The sequence below is a fragment of the Candidatus Eisenbacteria bacterium genome, assembly GCA_005893305.1.
Classification (GTDB): Bacteria; Eisenbacteria; RBG-16-71-46; order SZUA-252; family SZUA-252; genus WS-9.
Genome location: VBOZ01000001.1, coordinates 41790 through 63176 on the forward strand (window position 1 = coordinate 41790; position 21387 = coordinate 63176).

At 67.7% G+C, this 21387-nt stretch carries 16 protein-coding genes and 1 tRNA gene; 10 read left to right on the forward strand and 7 right to left on the reverse strand.

What is annotated here, in order from left to right; all coding sequences use genetic code 11:
* Window positions 1–192: 192 nt before the first annotated feature.
* On the reverse strand, window positions 193–1248 hold the full coding sequence (locus E6K79_00165) for a Ppx/GppA family phosphatase (protein ID TMQ67363.1): 1056 nt from the start codon (window positions 1246–1248) through the stop codon (window positions 193–195).
* On the opposite strand from E6K79_00165, the gene rlmN reads away from it, so the two are divergent.
* Genes rlmN through E6K79_00190 form a run of 5 tightly spaced genes read left to right on the forward strand, consistent with a single transcriptional unit; the run spans window position 1206 to window position 7181 of the window.
* The gene (gene rlmN, locus E6K79_00170; protein ID TMQ67364.1) at window positions 1206–2363 is read left to right on the forward strand and encodes a 23S rRNA (adenine(2503)-C(2))-methyltransferase RlmN; all 1158 of its coding nucleotides are present in this window, start codon (window positions 1206–1208) and stop codon (window positions 2361–2363) included. The genes E6K79_00165 and rlmN overlap by 43 nt on opposite strands.
* A gap of 22 nt (window positions 2364–2385) precedes the next feature.
* Complete coding sequence (locus E6K79_00175; GenBank protein ID TMQ67365.1) at window positions 2386–3945, forward strand: HAMP domain-containing protein; 1560 nt, start codon at window positions 2386–2388, stop codon at window positions 3943–3945.
* Window positions 3942–5309, forward strand: a complete 1368-nt coding sequence (locus E6K79_00180) for a sigma-54-dependent Fis family transcriptional regulator (protein ID TMQ67366.1) — start codon at window positions 3942–3944, stop codon at window positions 5307–5309. The genes E6K79_00175 and E6K79_00180 overlap by 4 nt, the downstream gene beginning before the upstream one ends.
* Window positions 5278–6489, forward strand: a complete 1212-nt coding sequence (locus E6K79_00185; protein ID TMQ67367.1) for a hypothetical protein — start codon at window positions 5278–5280, stop codon at window positions 6487–6489. The genes E6K79_00180 and E6K79_00185 overlap by 32 nt, the downstream gene beginning before the upstream one ends.
* An 8-nt stretch (window positions 6490–6497) precedes the next feature.
* A complete protein-coding gene (locus E6K79_00190; protein TMQ67368.1) occupies window positions 6498–7181 on the forward strand; it encodes a DUF4390 domain-containing protein in 684 nt (227 codons plus the stop codon).
* A gap of 52 nt (window positions 7182–7233) precedes the next feature.
* Here E6K79_00190 and E6K79_00195 read toward each other — a convergent pair whose 3' ends face one another.
* The 3 genes from E6K79_00195 to E6K79_00205 are packed head-to-tail and all read right to left on the reverse strand — an operon-like array spanning window position 7234 to window position 9804.
* On the reverse strand, window positions 7234–8583 hold the full coding sequence (locus E6K79_00195; protein ID TMQ67369.1) for a polymer-forming cytoskeletal protein: 1350 nt from the start codon (window positions 8581–8583) through the stop codon (window positions 7234–7236).
* Between the two features lie 16 nt (window positions 8584–8599).
* A complete protein-coding gene (locus tag E6K79_00200; GenBank protein TMQ67370.1) occupies window positions 8600–9238 on the reverse strand; it encodes a hypothetical protein in 639 nt (212 codons plus the stop codon).
* Window positions 9235–9804 (reverse strand): sigma-70 family RNA polymerase sigma factor, encoded by a 570-nt coding sequence (locus E6K79_00205; GenBank protein ID TMQ67371.1) that lies wholly within the window; start codon window positions 9802–9804, stop codon window positions 9235–9237. Before E6K79_00205 ends, E6K79_00200 begins: the two co-directional genes overlap by 4 nt.
* Before the next feature lie 206 nt (window positions 9805–10010).
* Between E6K79_00205 and E6K79_00210 the strand changes: the two genes are divergently transcribed.
* Together E6K79_00210 and E6K79_00215 are read left to right on the forward strand one after the other, a co-directional pair.
* Window positions 10011–11306 (forward strand): phosphopyruvate hydratase, encoded by a 1296-nt coding sequence (locus E6K79_00210; protein ID TMQ67372.1) that lies wholly within the window; start codon window positions 10011–10013, stop codon window positions 11304–11306.
* Window positions 11303–11680, forward strand: coding sequence for a hypothetical protein (locus E6K79_00215; GenBank protein ID TMQ67373.1), 378 nt, complete (start codon window positions 11303–11305; stop codon window positions 11678–11680). Before E6K79_00210 ends, E6K79_00215 begins: the two co-directional genes overlap by 4 nt.
* Before the next feature lie 26 nt (window positions 11681–11706).
* Here E6K79_00215 and E6K79_00220 read toward each other — a convergent pair whose 3' ends face one another.
* On the reverse strand, window positions 11707–13986 hold the full coding sequence (locus E6K79_00220; GenBank protein TMQ67374.1) for a tetratricopeptide repeat protein: 2280 nt from the start codon (window positions 13984–13986) through the stop codon (window positions 11707–11709).
* 165 nt (window positions 13987–14151) lie between these two features.
* Between E6K79_00220 and E6K79_00225 the strand changes: the two genes are divergently transcribed.
* Window positions 14152–14228, forward strand: a tRNA-Met gene (locus E6K79_00225).
* A 96-nt stretch (window positions 14229–14324) separates the two neighbouring features.
* On the opposite strand, the gene E6K79_00230 is transcribed toward E6K79_00225, so the two are convergent.
* A complete protein-coding gene (locus E6K79_00230) occupies window positions 14325–16976 on the reverse strand; it encodes a hypothetical protein (GenBank protein TMQ67375.1) in 2652 nt (883 codons plus the stop codon).
* A 255-nt stretch (window positions 16977–17231) separates the two neighbouring features.
* Here E6K79_00230 and E6K79_00235 point away from each other — a divergent pair, with 255 nt between their 5' ends.
* Window positions 17232–18083: a hypothetical protein gene (locus E6K79_00235; protein ID TMQ67376.1), complete on the forward strand. Its 852-nt coding sequence runs from the start codon at window positions 17232–17234 to the stop codon at window positions 18081–18083.
* Between the two features lie 923 nt (window positions 18084–19006).
* On the forward strand, window positions 19007–20110 hold the full coding sequence (locus E6K79_00240; protein TMQ67377.1) for a T9SS type A sorting domain-containing protein: 1104 nt from the start codon (window positions 19007–19009) through the stop codon (window positions 20108–20110).
* A 202-nt stretch (window positions 20111–20312) separates the two neighbouring features.
* Here E6K79_00240 and E6K79_00245 read toward each other — a convergent pair whose 3' ends face one another.
* Window positions 20313–21377 (reverse strand): Gfo/Idh/MocA family oxidoreductase, encoded by a 1065-nt coding sequence (locus E6K79_00245; protein ID TMQ67378.1) that lies wholly within the window; start codon window positions 21375–21377, stop codon window positions 20313–20315.
* Window positions 21378–21387: the final 10 nt, after the last annotated feature.

Genomic DNA, 21387 nt, shown 5'->3' on the forward strand with positions numbered 1-21387 from the left:
CGATCGCCTTACCGCTGGCCGAGAGGGATGCCCCCGCGCAGGAGGCAGGCACCCTCTGACGAACACTACCTCTAACTAATGAAGATAACTTCGTATGGCGGCGTGGTCAAGCGATTTGTCGCGCGGAACGCACTTTGCGGTCGAAGGTCAGCTGATTTTGGGGAAACCGGAGCGACTCCCGGAAAGGGGCAGCTAGGCCCGGGCCGACTGGCCGGCGCCTCGGACCGCTTTCCGAGCCTCGCTCAGGACCAAACCGTAGCGAAGTCCCCTGGTCGATACGGAAACGCCGTTCACCGCGAATCGCGCCACGAATTCGCAGAGGATGATCGCCCCCGCTGGGATGATGTCGGCGCGCCCGCGGCTCACGCCCGCGAGGTCCCGTCTCTGGGAGAGTGGGATCGCGCATAATTGCTTCCCGATGCTCGAGATGCGCTCGCGGGTCAGGTGGTGATTCTCGATCCTGGAGGGATCGTACTTGACGAGGCCAAGGTCCAGCGCGCCGAACGCCGTCACGGTACCACCCACGCCGATCGCGCGCTCGATTCCATTGACGTCGAACGCCCCAAGCTTCTCCGCGAACACGTCCAGGACGTGGCCCCTGATCTTCTCGAGCTCCGCCTCCGATGGGGGGTCGCTGCGGACCATCCGCTCGGTCAGCCGGACGCAGCCTAATTCCAGGCTTATCACCTGGGTGCCGGTCTCACCCTCACCGCTGATGATCTCCGTGCTCCCACCCCCGATGTCGACGACGATGGAGTGGCCGCGGGAGTGATTGAGCCCGCTCAGGACCGCGAGGAAGACCAGCCGAGCCTCTTCCTCGCCGGATAGGATCTCGACCGGATACCCAATTCGCTCGGAGAAACGCGCGGCCAGCTCGGGACCATTTCGGGCGACGCGGAAGGCGTTGGTACCGGCGACTCGGATGCGGCTCGCGCCGCTGTACTCGGCCTCGTGGACGAAGCGCTCGAGGCACTCGAGAGTGCGCGCGGCCGCGCCATCGTCAATGGCGCCGGTGCGATCGAGGCCCTCGCCCAGCCGGGAGATTTCGCCCATTCGATGGGCGGTGCGCAGGCGCTCCCTCTCATCGACGTCGGCGACAAGCAGCCGGACGGAATTGGTGCCGATATCGACGGCACCGATCCTAACGGTGGACTCGGTCGAGGTTAGAACGGGACCCTCGGAAAAGCGACGGACGGTTGCGCGGCATGCCCCCTTCGGTTGACTCCGCGATCCAATCGACCGTACCATATGTAACTATGGTTGTAAAGACGGAAACCGTTATCAGACCACAAAATGGCCGCATCACTCCGCCACGGGACGGGCGCGAGAGTCTCCTCGGGCTGACCCATGAGGAGCTGGCGCGGGTTCTCATTGCCATGGGCGAGAAGCCGTTCCGGGGCCGTCAGATCGCGGAATGGATCTATGCCCGCGGTGCGTCGGATTTCGCAGCCATGACCAACCTTCCGGCGAAGCTGCGGGAGCGCCTGAATGAGGAGTTCCGCATCGGAACGCTGGCCGAGCAGGGACGGCGGGAGACGGCGGACCGCCGCACCCGCAAGGTGGCCCTCTCACTCGAGGACCGCGGCGTCATCGAATCGGTCTACATGTCCACGCCGCGGCGCGTGACCTTCTGCCTTTCCTCGCAGCACGGCTGCGGCTTCGCCTGCCGCTTCTGCGCCACGGGCCGCATGGGACGCGGCAGGAACCTTTCGACGGGCGAAATCCTGGAACAAGCCATCCGCCTCCGGCGCGAGCTGCCCGAGGGAGAACACGATTTCAATGTCGTCATGATGGGGATGGGCGAGCCGCTGGAGAACTACGACGCGGTGTTGGGAGCGCTGGGAATCTTGACCGACCCGAACGGGATGGGCGTTCCGTCCAAGCGGATCACGATCTCCACGGTCGGCCTCGTGCCCCAGGTCCTCCGCCTGGCCGACGAGGGGCGGCGCTACCGGCTGGCGGTCTCGCTGCACGCCGCGAGCGACGAGCTTCGCTCGAAGCTCATGCCGGTGAACCGGCGCTACCCGCTCGAGCAGCTCATGCGCGCCGTCCGGATCCACATCGAGAAGGTTCGGCAGCGGGTCACGTTCGAGTACATCCTGATCGAGGAGATCAATGACACGATGGCCGAGGCGGCGCGGCTCGTCCGCCTGGTGGGGCAGCTCCCGTGCCGGGTGAATCTGATTCCCTACAATCCGATCGGCCCGGGCCGCTTCCGCCGTCCTTCCGCCGAGCGGATCCAGCGGTTCGTCGACTACCTGGCGCCCCGCGTCGCCGCGGTGACCGTGCGGTACAGCCAGGGCGTGGAGATCGGCGCGGCGTGCGGCCAGCTGGCGGGCGAAGCGGAAGGCGCGCTCCCCTGACGCGGCGGAGCGGCGGCGGGAAATGATCGGCACGCTTCGAGGGCGACTCCTGGCCCTCTTTTTTCTGGTCTCCCTCATCCCCTCGCTGGGGCTCACTTTCTTCGTCACACAGTATCTGGCGCGGAGCCTGGCGGCGCTCAAGAACCCGGAGACGGAGCGTGCGCTCACCCAGTCGCTCGAGGTCATTCGCGGCGGCATCGAGCGCTTGGCCAGCGACGCGCGCCAGCATGCCGAGGCGATGGTGCAGGAACCGGAGGCGGCGGCGCTCCTCCCCGCCAATCGGAGCGGCGACCTGGAGCGCTTCCTCCGTGACGAAGCGAGAAGCCGTGGCCTCGACTATGTCTGTCTCTACCGGATTCGTGGCGGCGTCGAGCGCGTATTCGGCGCGCGGCTCGGCCCCCGCATCACCCTTCCCCAACCGGACCGGGAGTCGATCCTCGACGCGCTCCAGCACGGGGGGCTCGTCTCGGGAGACGACGCGCCCCGGCAGGTGAGCGGCATCGCCGCGGTCGGGAGCGACAGGGCGATCCTGACCGGGTACCAGCTCGATCCCGAGATCTCCTCGGAGATCGTGGCGCTGCAGAGGAACCTCTCGATGTACAAGCGCCTCGGCGTCTACACGTGGCTCTCGCAGCGGAGCCTCTGGATCTTCGCCGGCCTCTGGAGCCTGGTGCTCGGGGCCGTGAGCTTCGGCCTCGCCTACCTCGTATCGAAGGGGATCGCGAAGCCGATCGTCGCGCTCCGCGAGGGCATGGCGCAGGCCTCGCAGGGAGATCTGTCCCATCGCGTGAAGCCGTCCGGAACGAGCGAGGTCCGCTTCCTCGCCGCATCGTTCAACCGGATGGTGGAGGAGATTCAATCGTCGCGTCGCGCGCTCCTCCGGGCGGAGCGCCTCGCCGCGTGGCGCGAGGTCGCGCGCGCGGTCGCGCACGAGATCCGAAATCCCCTCACGCCGATCCAGTTCGCGCTCCAGAGACTCCGGGACGAGGCGCGGCGCGGCGAGCCACCCCGCGCGGAGGTGGTCGCGGAGAACACCGAGGCGATCCTGCGCGAGGTCCACTCGCTCCAGGAGTTCGCGACGGCATTCTCCGCGGTCGCCCAGCTTCCCGAGCCGAAGTTCGCGCCGTGCGACCTCGCCGCTCTCGTCGAGGACGCGGCGAAGCTCTACGACGGCTCCTCTCCGGTCGAGTTCCGCGTTGAGGTGGAGCGTCCCGTTCCCTTAGCCTGGGCGGATGCGGGCCAAATCCAGCGGGTCATCGTGAATCTGATCAAGAACGCGACCGACGTCGTGGGAGATCGCGGCGTCGTCACGCTGCGCGTTCGCCGCGAGTCGAATGGCGGCGGCGGGGTCGCGCTGGAATGCGAGGACAACGGCCCGGGCATGGACGCGGCCACCCTCGAGCGGGCGACGCACCCCGGATTCACCACGAAATCGACCGGGAGCGGCCTCGGGCTCACCTTGGTCCAGCGGATCGTGGAGCAGCACGGGGGAAGATTCGGCCTCGATTCGAGCCCCGGCGTCGGAACGCGGGCGTGGCTCACGGTGCCGGCCGCTTCGGGTTCCCACGAGGAAACCGGGTGAGCCCCGCGGCCGGATCGAAGACCCGCATCCTGATCGTCGACGACGAGCCGTCGGTCCTCCTCGAGACCGCGGCGAGCCTGAAGCGCCACTACGACCCGGTGACCGCGCCGAGCGCCGAAGAGGCGGAGCGGATCCTGTCCCTTGAGCGCGTCGATCTCCTTCTGACCGACCTGAAGCTCCCAGGCAAGGACGGCCTCGCCCTCCTGGAGATCGCCAAGGCGGCGAACCCCGATCTCCCCGTCGTGGTGATGTCGGGCCATGGGTCGATCGAGGACGCGGTGAAGGCGATTCGCCTCGGCGCCGCCGATTTCGTCGAGAAGCCGTTCGGGCCCGACCGCCTCCACCTCACGGTCGAGCGCGCCCTCGAGATCCGCGCGCTTCAGCGGGAGAACGAGCGGCTGCGCGCGATGACCGGCGCGGGCGACCAGATGGTCGGCAAGAGCGCCGGCCTGGAACAAATTCGCGCCGAGATCGCGAAGGTCGCGCGCACGGACGCGAAGGTCCTGATCACCGGCGAGAGCGGCACGGGCAAGGAGCTGGTCGCGCGCGCGATCCACAAGGCGAGCGCCCGGGCGCGGGGGCCGTTCGAGAAGCTCAATTGCGCGGCGCTCCCCAAGGACCTCGTCGAGAGCGAGCTCTTCGGATACGAGAAGGGCGCCTTCACGGGCGCGACCCAGATGAAGCGCGGCCGCCTCGAAGCCGCCGACGAGGGCACGCTCTTCTTGGACGAGGTCGGCGACATGAGCCTGGATACCCAGGCCAAGTTCCTGCGCGCGATCGAGACCGGCGAGATCGAGCGCCTCGGAGGAACCCGCACGATTTCGGTCGACACCCGGATCGTGGCGGCGACGAACAAGGATCTTCCCGCGGAGATCCAGGCGGGACGATTCCGGGAGGATCTCTTCTATCGCTTGAACGTCGTCCCCATCGATCTTCCGTCACTTCGCCAGCGGCGCGAGGACATCCCGCTCCTGCTCGCCCACTTCGTCGCTCAGCTCGGGGCGGAGCACGGACGCCCACCGCGCGCCTTCTCGAAGGAGGCCATCGATCGTCTCACCAAGTACTCCTGGCCCGGGAACATCCGCGAGCTTCGGAATCTGATCGAGCGGATCCTCATCATGACCGACGGTGAGACCGTGGGCCTCGGCGAGGTCGAGGAGGTGCTCCCCTCCGAATCCGACGACGACCCGCCGAGCGAGATCAAGGCCGCGCGCGACAAGGCGGAGCGCGACACCATTCTCTCGACGTTGAAGCAGTGCCAGTGGAACGTGACGGAGGCGTCGCGGCGCCTGGGGATGGATCGCGGCTATCTCCACCGGAAGATCAAGCGGTATGGGCTGGCGCGCGAGACCGCCGGCTCTTAGCGCGGCATCCGCGATCGCGGCGGCCGGGATGGCCGCGGTGGCCGCGGCGTGGCTGCTTTCGGGGGCGCCTGCTCTAGCTGGGACGGCGGCTCCCGCCGATTCCGCGGCCCCGGCGCCCGGATTCCGTCCGGCGGATTGGGAGACCCTATACACCGGCCTTCCCGAGGCCACGCACTTAACCCCGCTCGTCCGCATTCGGTACAACCGCGTGGACGGCCCGGCCCTCCACCTGGGCGGCGCGGTCGTGAACGAGCGGGAGCTCCGCCCTCTCCTCTACGCGGCGGTCGGATACGCGTTCTCCCGCGAGGGATTCCTCTACGACGTAGGATTCGACGCTCCCCTCGGCGATCGAAGGCGCTTTCGCATCAATGGTTCGGCCTACCGGCGCACCGCGACCGAGGACGGATGGATCGTGGACGAGACCGAGAACACGTTCTTCGCGCTCTTCGCGCGGACCGATTACCGGGATCTCTACGAGGCGGAGGGAATCGACGGATCCGTGCGCTGGGAGCCGGGCCGGGACTTCGCCCTCGGCGTCGGCGCCGTCACGGAGGACGTGCGATCGCTCGCCAACGAGACGAAATTCTCGATCTTCGGGAAGGACGACGAATTTCGCCCCAATCCCCCCATCCAAGACGGGAAGGAAGGCGTCCTCTCGATCTTCGGGCGGATAGGCCCTTCGCCGCTCCCGTTCACCGGAGGAACCAACGGAGAGCTCACGTATGAACGCGCGGGGTCGCCCATCGACGGGGACTCGGAGTATGGGCGGCTTCGGGGCGCGGCCCACACGCGCCTCCGGCTGAGCCCCCGCCAGGAAGCCCGCATCCGGGCGATCGGCGGCTCGACCATCGACGGCGATCTCCCCCCGCAGAAGCTATGGCACGTCGGCGGGATCGGGACGCTGCGCGGGCACGAATACAAACGATTCGGCGGCGACCAGCTCCTCCTCGCGAACGCGGAGTACTACCTCCTGGCGAGGAAGAACGTCTGGACGTTCGCGTTTCTCGACTGGGGCGCCGCCTGGTCCGGCCGCGACAACCTCCCCCGCCAGCATTTCGCTCTCGACGGGGGACTCGGGATCCGGTTGGGCGAGGGACCGGTCGCCGTCACGGCCGCGCGGAATCTTCAGCGCTCGGACGCTCCCGTCCTGGTCGGCGTCCGCCTCGGCGGGAGCTTCTAGGAGCGACGATGAGATCCCGGTACCGCTCGGCGGTTCTCCTTGCTGCGGCGGCGATCCTCGCGGCCATCGCACCCGATGCGGTCTTCGCCGACGACGACATGGATCTCCGGGTCGGGCCCATCGAGTCGATCTCGGGCGCGATCTGCGTGAGCTACGAGGTCGGCAGTCCGTTCACGCCGCGACTGGAGGAAACGCTTCTCCAGGGGATGCCGGCCACGGTGTCCTTCGAGGTCGGGCTTTGGAAGCGGCGCTCGTTCTGGTTCGACAAGCTCGTGCTCGCCTTGAGGAGCGAACACAAGATCGTCTACGACGATTGGGCCAAGTCGTTCCGGATCCGCTCGGGGCAGAGCCCGCCGCAGAATCGCACGGCGCACGGCCTCGATTCGCTCCGGAATTTGCTCTTTTCCGCGCGGCGAATTCCGATCGCCGCGGGGGCGATGCTCGACTCGACGGGGTCGTACTACGTTTCGGTTCGGGTGACGATCCGTCCCGTTGCGGTCGAGGACCTGGGTGAGATCGAAAGCTGGCTGGCCGGCGAATCGCCTGGCCCCGATCGGGCCCAGGGAGGCATCCCGCGCTACCTGCTCGGCCTCGCGGTCAACCTCTCGGGCCTCGGGGATAGAACCGCCATCAGGAAGAGCGAGCGGTTCGCTCCGGCTCGTCTGGAGGGGGCAAGCGGCGCGTCACGGTAGCCGGCCAGACGGGTAGCCGGCGACACGGGATCGCCGCTGCGGCTGCGCGCCGTTACGGCGCGTCCGAGCTGCCCCCGGCCGGCGGCGCGGCCGTCGGAGCCGCGGGAGCGGCGGGAGCGGCGGGACCACTCGACGAAGGCCACCACTGCGAGCCCACGGCACCCGCCCCGCGCGGTCCGATGCCGAAGCGGGTCAGGAGCATCGCTCCGAATCCCGAGGTCGTCACGATCGCGGCGAGCGCCCCGGCCGCGATGCCCAACGCGATCGAGAACGGGTGGAAGAACAGGAGCCCGATCAGCTGCAACAGCTCGCCGGCCAGGCGGAGCACGAAGAGGAGCACGAGGCCGACCAGGACCGCCACGATCGGCTTGCCCGCGCGCGCCGCGTTCTTGGCCAGGATGCGACGACCCAGGTACATCGCGCCGTTCAGGAATCCCACGAACACCGCGACCAGCGCGCCCACGCAGATGCCGACGATCCCGATCACCAGCGCGACCGCGAGCAGGATCGCCAGGGGAATGCCGATGATCGTGATCGCGAGGATGGCGATCGCGATGACGCCGACGAGGACCAGAAGGACGATCCCGGCGGGAATCGCGACGACCATCGCCGCCCAGCCGAGGAGTCCCCATAGGAACGACTTCCCGAACCGCTGGCTCATCACGTCGACCGCATGGGTCATGCGGTTGCCTATGAAGAGGAGCGCGAGCCACGCGAAGAATCCCGTGAGCAGGAGCTTGACGATGCTCGTCACGATTCCCAAGATGCCGGTCCCGACCGCTCCGAATAGTCCGAGCATCGGCCAGGGGCAGGAGCCCATGTGGAAGCCCCCGAGGGAGACGTTGCTGCCGGCCACGGTGCCCGAGTCGCTCGTCGTGACGCCGCCCCCCATCGAGACGGCGTCCCCTTCCACGATGCCCTTGCCCTTGATGTGAACGGTGCCGCCGATCGCGGTGACGTCCCCTTTCACGCGGCCAAGGACCGTCACCGATCCGCCGATCGCCACGACGTTGCCGTCGATCACCTTGTCCTCGGGGATCGTGATGTCCTCCCCGAATCGGACGACGTCGTTGTCGCTGTTGTCGAACTTGATGTGCTCCGGAACGTCCGGTTTATCCGGTTGATCGGGCGGCTCGGGAGGTACCGGGACCCGCGAGGCGCGCGCTTCCGCGCGGGCGCGTCGCGCCTCTTCCTTGGCCCGCTCGAGCGCGTATCGCGCGGCCTCGACCTTGGAGGTGCCTCCCTCTTCCCGAACCCGCACCCTGAATCCGCCGTCGGTCGCCGTGGAATCCGACGCCGCGGTCTTCGCGGTGGGCGTGGCTCCCGATGCCGGACTCCAATAAAGAGCCAGGGCGAACCAGAAGGCGACGAACGTCAATGGAATCCAGATCCGTACCGCCACGGTCAGCGCCCGTGTCCTAGAGCGAGAGGCATGCATGGCCGATACCTCCTTCACGGGTGCGGGACGGGCGGAGGGCCAGGAAGAGCGCGACCCCCAGCGAAATCGTGACAGCGACCATGAATTGCGCTTCCGGCGTGCGAAGCGCGAGCAGCGCCACCCGGGGAAGCGTCTCCAGCGCGGAGACCGCGACCCACAGCTTCCGCGCGAGCGGCTCGTAGAACGCCGCGTCGCCCGCAAGGCGCTTCGCCACCGAAATGACTCCATCCAGAGCGGTCCGAAGCCCCACAACCGGCCAGGTCGCCGGATCGGGAAGCCCCCACTGGCGCGCGAGCGCGGGCAGATGGGCGATGAGGCCGACCGTGGCGGCGAACGAGAGGGCTGCCGCCGCGGCGAATCCGCGCGACCAGAATCGGCGCGCCCGCGCCCTTCCAGTGATCGAGTCGAGAACGCGCTTCTCGATCCACGCGGGCGCCGCGATTTCGGGCAGCTCGGCGAGACGAGACGAGATTTCGCGATAGGCCTCGAGACGCGCGCCGCACCGGGCACACGATTCGACGTGGGACTCGAGCGCGCGCGCGATCGCCGGATGGAGCGCGCCGTCCAGATAGGCGCAGAGCTCCAGCTCGCAGGTCCCGCACGTCAGGTTCGTCTTCACGTTTCCGTCCCTCTCGCGATCAGCTTCCGTCTCAAGATCTCGTGCGCCCTGTGGAGCCGCACTTTCACGGTTCCCAGAGGCACCCCCATCGTCTCGGCGATCTCCTCGTACGCGAGCTCCTCCTTGTACCGGAGGAAGAGAATCGCCTGGTAATGCTCCGGCAGCTCCCGCACCAGCGAGTCGAAGCGGGCGTCCGAGCGATCGAGCCTTAGCCCCTCCTCGGGGCCCGGTCCTGGATCGGCCGGATCGATCGGCGGCCCTTCCTCGGTCGCCAGGTCCTCGAGCGCCATCGGCCGCCGCTTGCGCCGGCGGATCACGTCGAGCGCCAGGTTCGACGCGATCTTGAACAGCCACGTTCGAAACGGCCGTTCGGGATCGTACGCCGAGAGCGACCGAAGGACCCGGATAAATGTCTCTTGGGCCACTTCCGCCGCGTCGTCCGCGTTCCCGGTGATCCGCCACGCCAGGTTCACGACCGCGCCTTGGTAGCCGCGGATCAATTCCCGGTAGGCGCGTTCGTCGCGGTCCAGGCACCGCCGAACCAGGTCCCGCTCATCGGGCTGCATCCTACAGCGGACTCTTCACGGGACCTTCATGCTCTCTACGTCCAAGCAGGCGGCCAAGTTTCGTCGATCCCCGGGGTCCCAAGCCCGTTCGGGTAGGTTGGCTTCCACGGGCGGCTTGGGCCGGCACCGTAGGGGCGCGATCCGGCCCCAGTCAAGGCTTTTCCCTTGACTCGCCTATCGCGCAAGCCATAGCGTGCGTTGCGCCTATGACCGATATCGAATCCGTTTTCGCGCGGGAGATCCTGGACTCGCGGGGCCAGCCGACTCTGGAGGTCGAGGTGGCCCTGTCCGGGGGCTCGATCGGCCGGGCGGCCGTGCCCTCCGGGGCATCGACCGGGTCCCGGGAAGCCCTCGAGCTCAGGGACGGCGACCCGAAGCGCTACCTTGGGAAGGGCGTCGCGCGGGCGATCGCCAACGTCAACGAGACGATCTCCGGCCACCTGGTGGGCGAGGACGCCGGCGATCAGGCCGCGATCGACCGCATCCTGATCGACCTCGACGGCACCCCGAGCAAGAAGAACCTCGGCGCGAACGCGATCCTGGGCGTCTCGATGGCGTGCGCCAAGGCCGCGGCGGACGAGCACGCGCTTCCCCTCTTCCGCTACCTGGGCGGCGCGAACGCGAAGACGCTCCCGGTTCCGCTCATGAACGTGGTGAACGGCGGCGCCCACGCGGACAACAACCTGGACATCCAGGAATTCATGATCGTGCCGGTCGGGATGACCTCGTTCGCCGAGGCGCTTCGAGCGGGCTCCGAGGTGTTTCATACCCTGAAGAAGCTCCTCCACGAAAAAGGGCTCGTCACGGCTGTCGGCGATGAGGGGGGATTCGCGCCGAATTTGAAGAGCAACGCCGAGGCGCTCGACTTTCTCCTCCGCGCGATCGAGAAGGCGGGTTATCGCCCGGGCGAGGATGTCGCGCTCGCGCTGGACGTCGCGGCCTCCGAGCTCTACGAGAACGGCGGATACAAGCTCGAGGGCAAGAAAGCCATCGACTCCGCCGGGATGATCGCGTATCTGAAAGATCTGGCCGGCCGCTACCCGATCGTCTCGATCGAGGACGGGCTCGCGGAGGCGGACTGGGAAGGGTGGAAACGGATGACCGCCTCGCTCGGGGGCACCGTTCAGCTCGTCGGGGACGACGTCTTCGTCACGAACCCCGAGATCCTTCGCCGCGGGATCGAGGACGGCATCGCGAACTCGATCCTGATCAAGCTGAACCAGATCGGGACCGTGACCGAGACGCTCGACGCGATCGAGATGGCGAAGCGCGCGGCCTACACGACGGTCATCTCGCACCGCTCCGGGGAGACCGAGGACACCACGATCGCGGACCTCGCCGTCGCGGTCAACGCGGGCCAGATCAAGGCCGGCTCGCTGTCGCGTAGCGACCGAACCGCGAAGTACAATCAGCTGATCCGGATCGAGGAGCTGCTGGCCGACCAGGCCGTCTACCCTGGAGCCGCCGCGTTCCGCAAATCGAGGGAGGCAATCGAGCAATGATGCGCTCGCCTTATGAGAGCCCCAAGAAGCCGCCCGCGCAGCGGTTTCTCCGCCGCCGTCCCACCGAGAAGGGCGACGGACGCAGGCTCCGCCTGATTCTGCTCGGTGCCGGAGCCGTCGCTGCGTACCTCGTCTACACATTCGCCCTGAGCGACACCGGCATCCTGCGCATCTCCGCGCTCAAGCGCGAGAACGAGACCCTGCGCGGACAGAAGATCGAGCTGGCGGTCCGAGTGAACGACCTCGAGCGCCGGCGGAAGGAGCAGGCGCGCGATCCGCTCCTCGAGGAGCGCGTCGCCCGCGAGCGCTTCCATCTCGTCAAGAAGGACGAGATCCTCTACCGCTACCAATCCGCCCCCGACTCCACCCGCTAGAAAACAGTCGCCGGTCCGCGCCCCCGCTAGTCGACCAGCTTCATCCGGCGCAGAAGATCGGTAAACCGCGGATCGGTCCGTAGCGGATCGAGGCGGGGAGCCACCTTGATCCACGCCATCCCCCGGTCCCGCTCGCGGAACGCGTCCTCGAGAAGCTCAAACGCCCGCTCGTGCTCTCCGAGCCCGACGTGGACGGCCGCGAGCGAGTACGACGATACGAAGCGCTGGCCCTGCTGGTCGGTGAGCTCCCGGAGCAGACGCCGCGCCTCGTCCCGGTTCCCGGAGACCGCGAAGGCGTGGGCAAGCAGACCCTTCGCCGACACGTCCTGCGGCGAGTGCACCATCGCCTTCTGGTACGCCTCGATCGCCTCCGCGTACATCCCCTTCTCCTCGTATGCGCCGCCCAGATTCCGAAGCGCGGGCGGGAAGTTCGGATCGAACTCGAGGGTCCCCCGCTGCTGCGCGATCGTGTCGTCGTAACGGCGGGCGTAGAAGAGGCAGGTGCCGATGCTCATGTTGATCGTCAGCGACAGGGGCTCGAGCGCATGGGCGCGCTGGATGGCCGCCAGCGCCTCCTCCGGCCGGCCCATCGCGGAGAGAAGGTCGCTATACCAGTGGTACGTGTCCGGATAATTCGGATCGAGAGCGAGCGCTTGGCGGTACTCCGACTCCGCCCCCTTCCAGTCCCAATCGTGCGTGAATCGGACGCCGCCCAGCGCCGTGTGCGCCTCCGGCAGCGACGCGTCCAGCTCGAGAGCCCGGTTCGCCGCCGCGGCGGCTTTCGCGAAGGCCTCCGAGGGAGGAAGGAAGTTGTAGGTGCCGAGCGTGTCGTACGCGCGCGAGAGGCCGGCGTACGCCTGGGCGTACAGCGGGTCCTTGGCGATCGCCTGCTGGAAGTATTCGATCCCCTTTCGAATCTCGGCGTCCGTACGCCGATTCCAGTGGTGGCGGCCGCGCAGGTAGGCCTCGTAGGCCTCGGGGTCGACGCGGCGGAGCGGCGCCATGCGGGCGCGCTCCTCCTGGCTCACCTGGACCTTGATCTCGTCCGCGATCGCCCGCGCGACCTCCCCCTGCAGCGCCATAACGTCGCTCATGTCGCGCTCGTAGCTCCGCGCCCAGAGGTGGCGATCGCTCGACGCCTCGATCAGCTGCGCCGTGATCCGCACGCGGTTTCCGAACCGGGCGACGGTCCCCTCCACGACGGCGTCCACGCGGAGCTCGCGCGCGATCTGGGGGAGCGGCTTCCGCGCGCCCTTGTACTGCATCGCCGAGGTCCGCGACACGACGCGCAGCGCTTGGATCTGCGCCAGGGTGGTGATGAGCGCCTCGGTCATCCCGTCGGCGAAGAACTCCTGGTCGGGATCGCGAGACAGGTTCTCGAGCGGCAGCACGGCGATCGACTCGACACCGCGAGGCGCGAACACCGCGGTCTCGACCTCAACCGAGCGGGAGGGAGGGGCCCCTTGGCCCTTCGCCCCCGTCTGGATCGCCCGCAGCGCGGCCTCCACCCGGGCGGCCGATCCGGGACGCCGCGTGGGGTCCTTCTCGAGCAGGGAGACCAGAAGGGCATCGAACGTCGGGGAGACCCGGACGCCGAGCGTGCCGGAGCGCGGCGCCGGCAGGTGAAGGATCTCGTTCACGAGCGCCGTATTGAGCGTGGCGCCGAACGGGAGCTTTCCGGTCGCCATTTCGTAGAGCAGAACGCCGAGCGAGTAGAGATCGCTCCGCTCGTCGCTCTCCTTTCCGAGGAGCTGCTCCGGGGACATGTAGGCGAGCGTGCCGACGACCTGTCCGAGATCGGTCAGGCTCCGCGTCTCGGGCGATGAGTCGCCGCCCGTGCAGAGGAGCGCGAGCCCGAAGTCGAGAAGCTTGACCTGCCCTTTCGGCGTGACGATGACGTTTCCCGGCTTCAGGTCGCGGTGGATGATCCCCTGCTCGTGCGCGGCGGCCAGCGCGGCGGCGATCTGCGCGCCGATCTCCGCGACCTCAATCTCCGGGATGGGGCCCGCCCGGAGGCGGTCTTGGAGCTTCTCACCTTCGACGAATTCCATTGCCATGAAGTCGATTCCGTCGTCGGAATCGAAGTCGAACACAGTGCTGATCGAGGGGTGGCTCAGCAGGGAAAGGGCGCGCGCCTCCCGGCGGAACCGCTTTCGGGCCGATTCGTCCATCCGGGCGCTCGAGCGGAGAATCTTGACCGCCACGTCGCGACCCAGATGCTCGTCGCGCGCGCGGTAGACGACGCCGATGCCGCCCCGGCCGACCTCCTCGAGGAGGCGATAGCGTGAAATCCGCTCCCGCATCACGACGTGGCTCCCCCGCGCGCGAGGCGTCCTGTTAGCTCCATTCGGCTCATCCTCTTATGATGCGCGGCGAGGGATCTTGGCGGCCTGCATTTTCGGGCGCGGCCGGACCGCAGGCCGCTACCAGAAAGCCCTTTACAGATCGGGAGTCTTCGCAGAATATCACGGTGCGGGGTGGAGCAGCCTGGTAGCTCGTCGGGCTCATAACCCGAAGGTCAGAGGTTCAAATCCTCTCCCCGCAACCAATGAAAGCCAAGGGGTCAGGGAGTGTTCCCTGACCCCTTTTTCGCGACCCTGCGTCGGACCGGGCGCACCGCAGCCGTGGCTGCGTCGCGTGCTTCCTATCGAAGCGCGCCGCTTCCCTCGCCTGAGCCGGCCAGCTGGTTCAGATAGCGCCGGACCAGCTCCCCTTCGCGCTCCCGCAGGCCGATGCAGTCGTTTCCGGCTTCGAGCACGCGGGCAAGCTCCGCCTCGGCGCCCGGCGGGCTGTGCTCCGGCATCGAGAAGAACGCGTTGGTCTTCTGGAGCTGCTCCTCGTCACAGCCCACGCCGGAATACGGGATGTAGACCGCATAGGCCGGTGGCATCTTCTTCGCGTAGGCGTCGTAATTCTTCGTCACCCACGCGTAGACCTGCTTCCGGAATTCGAGCGTCCCGGCCATCGTCTGCGGAATCGTGAAGAGCTCCTGGGGCCGCAGCGGTCCGTCGAGCACGTAGGCGAGCGCCGCCTCGCGGAGCTTTGTCTCGCGGAAGTTTCCCAGAGCCGAAAGGAGCGGCATGCGATCGGTCGGCGCCGTGGCCGCCTCGAAGCGCTTCTTGTATTCCTCGAAGAGCGCCGCGTCGCCTCGGACCGCGGACAGAACGAGCACCTGGCTCACAAGCGAGGGATCGATCGACCCGCGGTCGGCGAGGAACGACTTGGCGAGCTGCTCCGCGTGGGTGAGCGCCTCCTGGTCCCGCCCCTCGTCCGCAAGCCAGCCCAGGAGCTGGGGCCGGAAAATCGAGACCCCATCCTCCTCGCCGGGCGCCCGGTCGAGGCCAAAGCGCTTCTTGGAAGGGCCCAGGAGGCGTCGGACGTAGACCGCGAACGGCGTCTCGAGATCCTCGGTGACGAAGAACTCCTTGGCGCTCTGCAGGGATTCCAGTAGCACGCCCGCCACTTCCGGACGCGGCTCGTCCGCGAAGCCGGCGATGAGCTTCAGATACTGGTCGCCGTGGATGTCGCCCGCCGCGAGGAGCGCGTCGAGATTCTGGAGAAAGCCGATCCGCTGGTCTGCGGAGAGCACCTTGGGCGCTGCCTCGGCGAGCTTGGTGAGCGTCGCGGGGTCCACGCTCCAGCGGTAGTAGCCGCTCGCGCCGTTCGGGTGAACCCATGCGGGCGGCTTGCCCGCCAGCCCCGGGAGCGTCACCGTGGCCGTCGACTCGCTCAAGAGCAGCTGATGGCTCATCACCTTCGTCCCGTCGGAGTACTTGAGCGTTACCGGGACCTGCCAGAGAAGCCGCATGGGCGGCGTTACGCCGTAATGGAGGTACCGCTTCTGCGTGAGCCACACGCGGCCGTCCTTCAGGACGTCGGCGTGCACGAGCGGAACGCCGGGCTGATCCAGGAACGTGGACATCGGAGCGCGAAGGTCGCGGCCCGCCGCCTTGGAGAGCGCGCTCCAGAGATCGTCGGCCGTGGCGTTCCCCCACTCGTGCTGCTTGAGATAGGCAAGCACACCTTGGCGGAACGTCTCCGGCCCGATCCACTGCTCGAACATCGCGAGGGTCGCGTGCCCTTTGCTGTAGGCGAGCGGGTCCGCGGATTCGAGCAGGTTCGACATACTTTCAATCGGCTGGCGGATGACGCGCGTGGAGAGCTGCGCGTCCATTTTCATCGCCCGCTGCACCCCATCGAGCGCGTCCGCCTGCAGTTGGAGGTTGGGGTACACCTCCCCGGCTATCTTGAATCCGATCCAATCTGCGAACGATTCGTTGAGCCAGAGATCGTCCCACCACTTCATCGTCACGAGATCCCCGAACCACATATGGGCGATCTCGTGGGCGGTGAAATGGGCGAAGGTCCGCCGCTGCGACGTGCTCATCGTCTTGGGGTCGAAGAGGAGGTACCGGTCGCCGTACGTGATCGCGCCTGGGTTCTCCATCGCGCCGGGCGAGAACTCGGGCACGGCGATCAAGTCGAGCTTCTCGTAGGGATAGCGTCTCCCGAAGTACTTCTCGAGCGCCGCCATGATCGGCGGCGTCATCGTGACGGCGACCTGGGCGAGTGCCTTGCTTCCCTGCGGCACGACGACGCGGCCCGGGATCGACATGCCGGGGATCGGCACGAATTCCAGCGGTCCGGTGGCGATCGCGAGGAGGTAGGAGGGGAGCGGCTTGGTGCGGCGGAAGACGACGGTCTTCATGCCGTCCTTCACGGTCTGGCGCTCGACCGGGGTATTGGAGACGGCCTCGTGGGCTTGCGGAACGACCACGGTGATCTGGTACGGAAACTTGAACGCCGGCTCGTCCCAGCAGGGGAAGGCCAAACGCGCGTCCACCGCCTCGAACTGCGTGAAGGTGTAGGCGTGCCCCCCCGTTACAAGCCGGTAGAGGCTGGTCGCGCGCTGGTCGAACTCGTTCGAGAACGAGACGTCGAGCGCGTAGGGGCCGGGCGCGATCTCCGCCGCCGCCGTGGCGGTCACGAGGCCCTCCACGCCCTCCTGGGGCGTGAGCTCGCGGGAACCGCCCTTTCCAACGAGGACGACCCTGCCAAGCTTCATCTCCTGGGCGTGAAACAAGATCGACTTTGTCGGGTTCAGAATCTTGAGCTCCACGCGGACCGAGCCCGAGTAGTCCATCTTGTCCGCATCGAGGTTTAGCCGGATCGCCTCGAACGTGGGGATGATGTCGGTGGGCAGGCGCCCCACCGCGGCGCAGACAGGATCGGGCGCGGGCCCTACAAGGAGACCTGCCGTCGCCAGCGTGGCCAGAAGGAAGTGTCTGAGCGTCATGGATTCTCCTGGTGCCTCGTGGGTCAGCGAACGCCCAGGGGGCGGGATAAAAAATCGGATATCTGAGTTAGATATCTTATGAATTGCCCTAGTTGGAGTTTTTCCGGCAGAATTCCGTCCACGGGGGACGGTCGGCAAGAGTGTGCCATAACACTCTTGAGTTAGCACGTCCGAGCCCGGCAAGAGCTGAATCCCCCGCAGACCTGCCGCAACCAGACGTGGCCGAGAACGACATCGAGAAGGAGGACAAAGGCCATGTTCCGCATCGATTTAGCAGTCGCCTCTTTCAGTTCGCCCAGAACTTTCCTCGCGGGCGCGATTCTCCTGGCCGCAGCCGCCGGATGCAGCACGAACAAGGTGACCGGCCCTGCGAAGCCGGTCCCCCTGACCATCCAGGCGATTGGGGTGGGCGGGGCGAACCGAGCCGGCTCACCCTCCGCGGCCCTCGCGGCGGCCGTGGACGACACGGTGGACTTCACGAAGGCGCTCCTCGTGGTGCGCGACGTGCGGTTCAAGCTCACCGAAGGCGCGGAAGCCGACTCCACGGACGAGTCCGGCGACCTCGGCGACGCGGACGATCCGAGCGACTCCACAGGGGTGCACGACGGTGATGATGATGGGGAAGAGGGCGACGGCGCGGTGCTCTTCCGCGGCCCGTTCGTGATCGATCTCCTCGCGCAGAGCGCGGAGAGCCTCGACACCGAGATGGTTCCTCCGGGCGACTACCGGCGCGTCCAGGGCCACCTGCGGCCGCTTCTCGCCGGCGACTGGAACGCCTCCAAGTTCGACTTCCTGGTCGGGAGCACGGTGTACCTGGCCGGAACGGTCAAGGGAGACGGTGGCGGTCCGTTTACGTACCAGGCGCGAATCGACAACGAGTTCCAGATCCGCGGCAAGTTCACGGTGCATACCGGCACGCCAGCCACCGCGTTCATCGTCTTCGACCTCGCCCGCTGGCTTCGCGGGAGGGACGGAGCGTTCCTTGATCCCCGTCTCCCCGAGAACGACCAGGCGATCCGGTCCGCGATCCGCCACTCGATCAAGGTCGGGATGGACCGGGACCACGACGGCGAAATTGACGACGACATGCACGCCGAGGGGAGCTAGGCTTTAGTTAGTCTGGGGGCGGCGAACCCCCGCCGCCCCCCTTACCGCGCTACAGCCGGGTCCTCTGAGGGAGGAGCAGCATATGACCCCTCGAGCTACGATGCTGCGTTCACGCTTCGGCCTCCTTCGATTCATAGCGGCCGCATTCCTGGTGCTCGCCGGCGTCGTCCAACCCAGCGTGGGGTCCGCGACGCTGGGCTCGATCACGACGCGGCCCGGGGCCCCCACGACGTGCGATTCGGTCGGTCTCATCGTGGCGGGCACGATGCCGAGCACCTGCTACGAGCTGATCGGCGCGGTGCTCGAGGGACCGAGGATGCTCCCGACGATGGGGCCGCTACCGACGTTCGAGTTCCTCGTCCGGATGACCGTTCAGGAGCCAAACCCACTCCTCGAGAGGCCGTGCGCGGTGCTTCCGCCCTACGAGCGGGGCTTCCGAATGGGCTCGCTCCCGGCCGGCCGTTACCTCGTCCGGGGCGTTGAATATCTGGTCCCATACTCGCCCGACTCGACCGCGGCAGCGATCGACTCGAGCAAGCTGGATGCCGCGTTCGACGTGAGCTTCGTCTCGCCGTGCCCGCCAAAGGGCTGCGCCCTGCTCTCCTTCGGACCGGGCGATTCGACCCGGCTGGCCCGCTGCGACGCGACGGCGAAACCCGGATTTAACGCCTGCTTCGACGTGGTCCTCATGAACGACGTCCCGGTCGGAGGCCTCCAGACCGAGATCACCGTGACCGGCCCCAACAACAGCGCGGAGATGCCGGGGGAGCTGTTCCACCCGGTATCGGTTCTCGTCGCGCCCCACGCCGCCGGTTTCCAGGTGGCATGGTCCGCCGACGGCTCGCGCGCGAAGATCCTTCTCTTCTCCTCGACGAACTCATCGATCCCTGGGGCGCGGAACGATCCTCCACGTCTGCTATGCGGTGGCGCCGGAGGTTTCCGAGGGGCGCTACACGCTTCGCTACGCCAACACGGTCATCGCGGACCCGGCCGGTGGGGAGATTCCTCTCTGCCCGACGGTCGCCGAGATCGTGGGCTCCATCTGCGTTGCCATGACCGACGGCTGTGACCTGAACGGCGACGGCGCGTCGGACATCGTCGACATCATTCAGCTCGTGCGCTGCGCGCTGGCCGGACCCGGAGGCGCAAGCGACGCCTGCCCCGACAGCGTGAGAGCGAAGGCCGACTGCAACAGCGACGGCTTGGTCAACATCCGTGACGTGATCTGCTGCGTGCGGAAGGTCTTGGATGGCGGCGGATTCGGATCGGGCGGGGGCGCACCGGCCGACACGTCGGGCACGACGCAGATCGGATTTACAGGGCCGGTGCAATGGATCAGCCCGACCGAGGGCCGGGCGACGATCGAGATAACCCCCGGGACCGACTTCGCGGGGATCCAGTTCGGAATCGACGGAAGCACCTCGAGGGCGCGGATCCGGGACTTGAGCCTCTTCGATCCGACGGGCGCGTATCACCTCGAGACGAGCGTGGATCCCGGCGGCGGCAACGCGCGCGCCATGCTCTACCAGACGATGTACTTCCGGACCGGTCCAGGTTCCGGCCCGGTGCCCCGCTCCTCCCTCGCGGCGGTCCCGCCCTTCCGGATCGACGTGATTCTGGAGGCGGCGTCGGGCTCGACCGGCACCGGCGGGCTGGAGCTTGTCGGCCCGAGGAGCGCGAGCTTCTCCGCTCGGGCGATCGCTACGAAATCGATCGCGCCCACGGCGGAGGTTCCACAGAGCCCGGCGGCGGTGCCATCTCTGAGCGTGCCGGCGCCCAACCCGTTCGCGGTGGGAACGGAGATCGCGTACACGGTCCCGACCCAAAGGCGCGTGACGCTCCGGGTCTACAGCGTTTCCGGGCGCCTGATCCGGACGCTCGTCGACGCGTCGGTGCCCGCGGGCCTCCACCGCGCGCGGTGGGACGGCCGCGACTCCGAGGGCCGCGAGGCGCGCTCCGGGATCTACTTCTTCAAGTTCACGGCTGGGGACGTGGAACGGACCGCGCGGGTGATGAGGCTGCGGTAGACGGAGTCCGGGGCGGCTGGGTGCCGCGCCGTCGGCATGTTGTAAGATCGGGGCGATGGACCCTCACGACCCGGTCGTACTGTTCATCATTTTCGTGCTGCTCCTGCTCGCGCCGCTCTGGATGCTCGGCTGTTAGGCCGGGATCCGGGCGGCCCCGAGCGGGAGAGCCGGTGTCCGTCGGTCGCTACCGCCCGAGCCGGGGTCATTCTTCCAGATCGACCCACGTCCCCGTCTGATCGCTCTTCCGCGCCGCGTCCAACACCTTCTGAACCTCGAGAGCCTCGGCGAAGCTCGGGGTCGCGGCGGCGCCGTTCAGGATCGCCTCGCGCAGCATCGCGACCTTGACGCGGAACGGCGCCAGGAGCGGGATCTCGGGCGTCGGCTTTAGCTGGAGATCCTCGGGAATGGGTAGGTCGTCGAAGCCCCCCTTTTCATTCGGGCGCCCGATCCGATCGCCGTTCAGGACGACGAACGCGTCGTCGGACCCGAACGCCTCGTAACGTTCCTGGCGAACGCGCGATCCTCCGAAGGTGTCCACCAGACCCGTGGCGCCATTCGCGAACTCGATGAAGATCGTGTAGCAGTCCTCGGCGGAGATCGCCCGGTGGGCGGCGGTCACGCCCGGCGCGGTGGGGGCCAAGAGGCGGAGCCGGCAAAAGACCCGCCGAATCGGCCCACCCCAGAGGAGCAGCTGGTCCACGTCGTGGGAGCCAAGGGCGCCGAGGAACCCACCGCCCCGCTCCTTCTCCGTGAGCCAGGTCAGACGGCGGTTGGGATCGCGGCCCCACCCCGGCAGCCGCGTGCGCATCACGAGATGCTCGATCCGACCCAGCCGTCCCTCCTCGATCCAGCGCGTCAGCGTGGCGCGCCCGGGCTGGTGGCGGAACTCGTGGTTCACGACGGCGACCACGCCACGCGACTTCGCCAGGGCCGCGAGCTCCTTCGCCTGCGCGGCGTTGAGCGCGAACGGTTTCTCGAGGAGGACGTGCCTGTCCCGCTCCAGCGCCGCGCGCGCCATCGGATAGTGGAGGTCGACGGGAGTGGAGATCGAGACGAGGTCGGCCTCGACGTCGTCGAGGAGCTTCTTCCAATCGTCGGTCGCGTGGGGGATCGCGTGGGCGTCGGCGACCTTTTTGGCGTTTTCCAGGTGTCCGCTCGCGACACCCACGAGCCGAAATGCAGGGTCGGATGCGAATCCGGGCGCGTGGACCTTACTTCCGAAGCCGGTGCCGACGAGGAGGACGCGGATAGGACCCTGTACCGGCATAGCGGCGGAT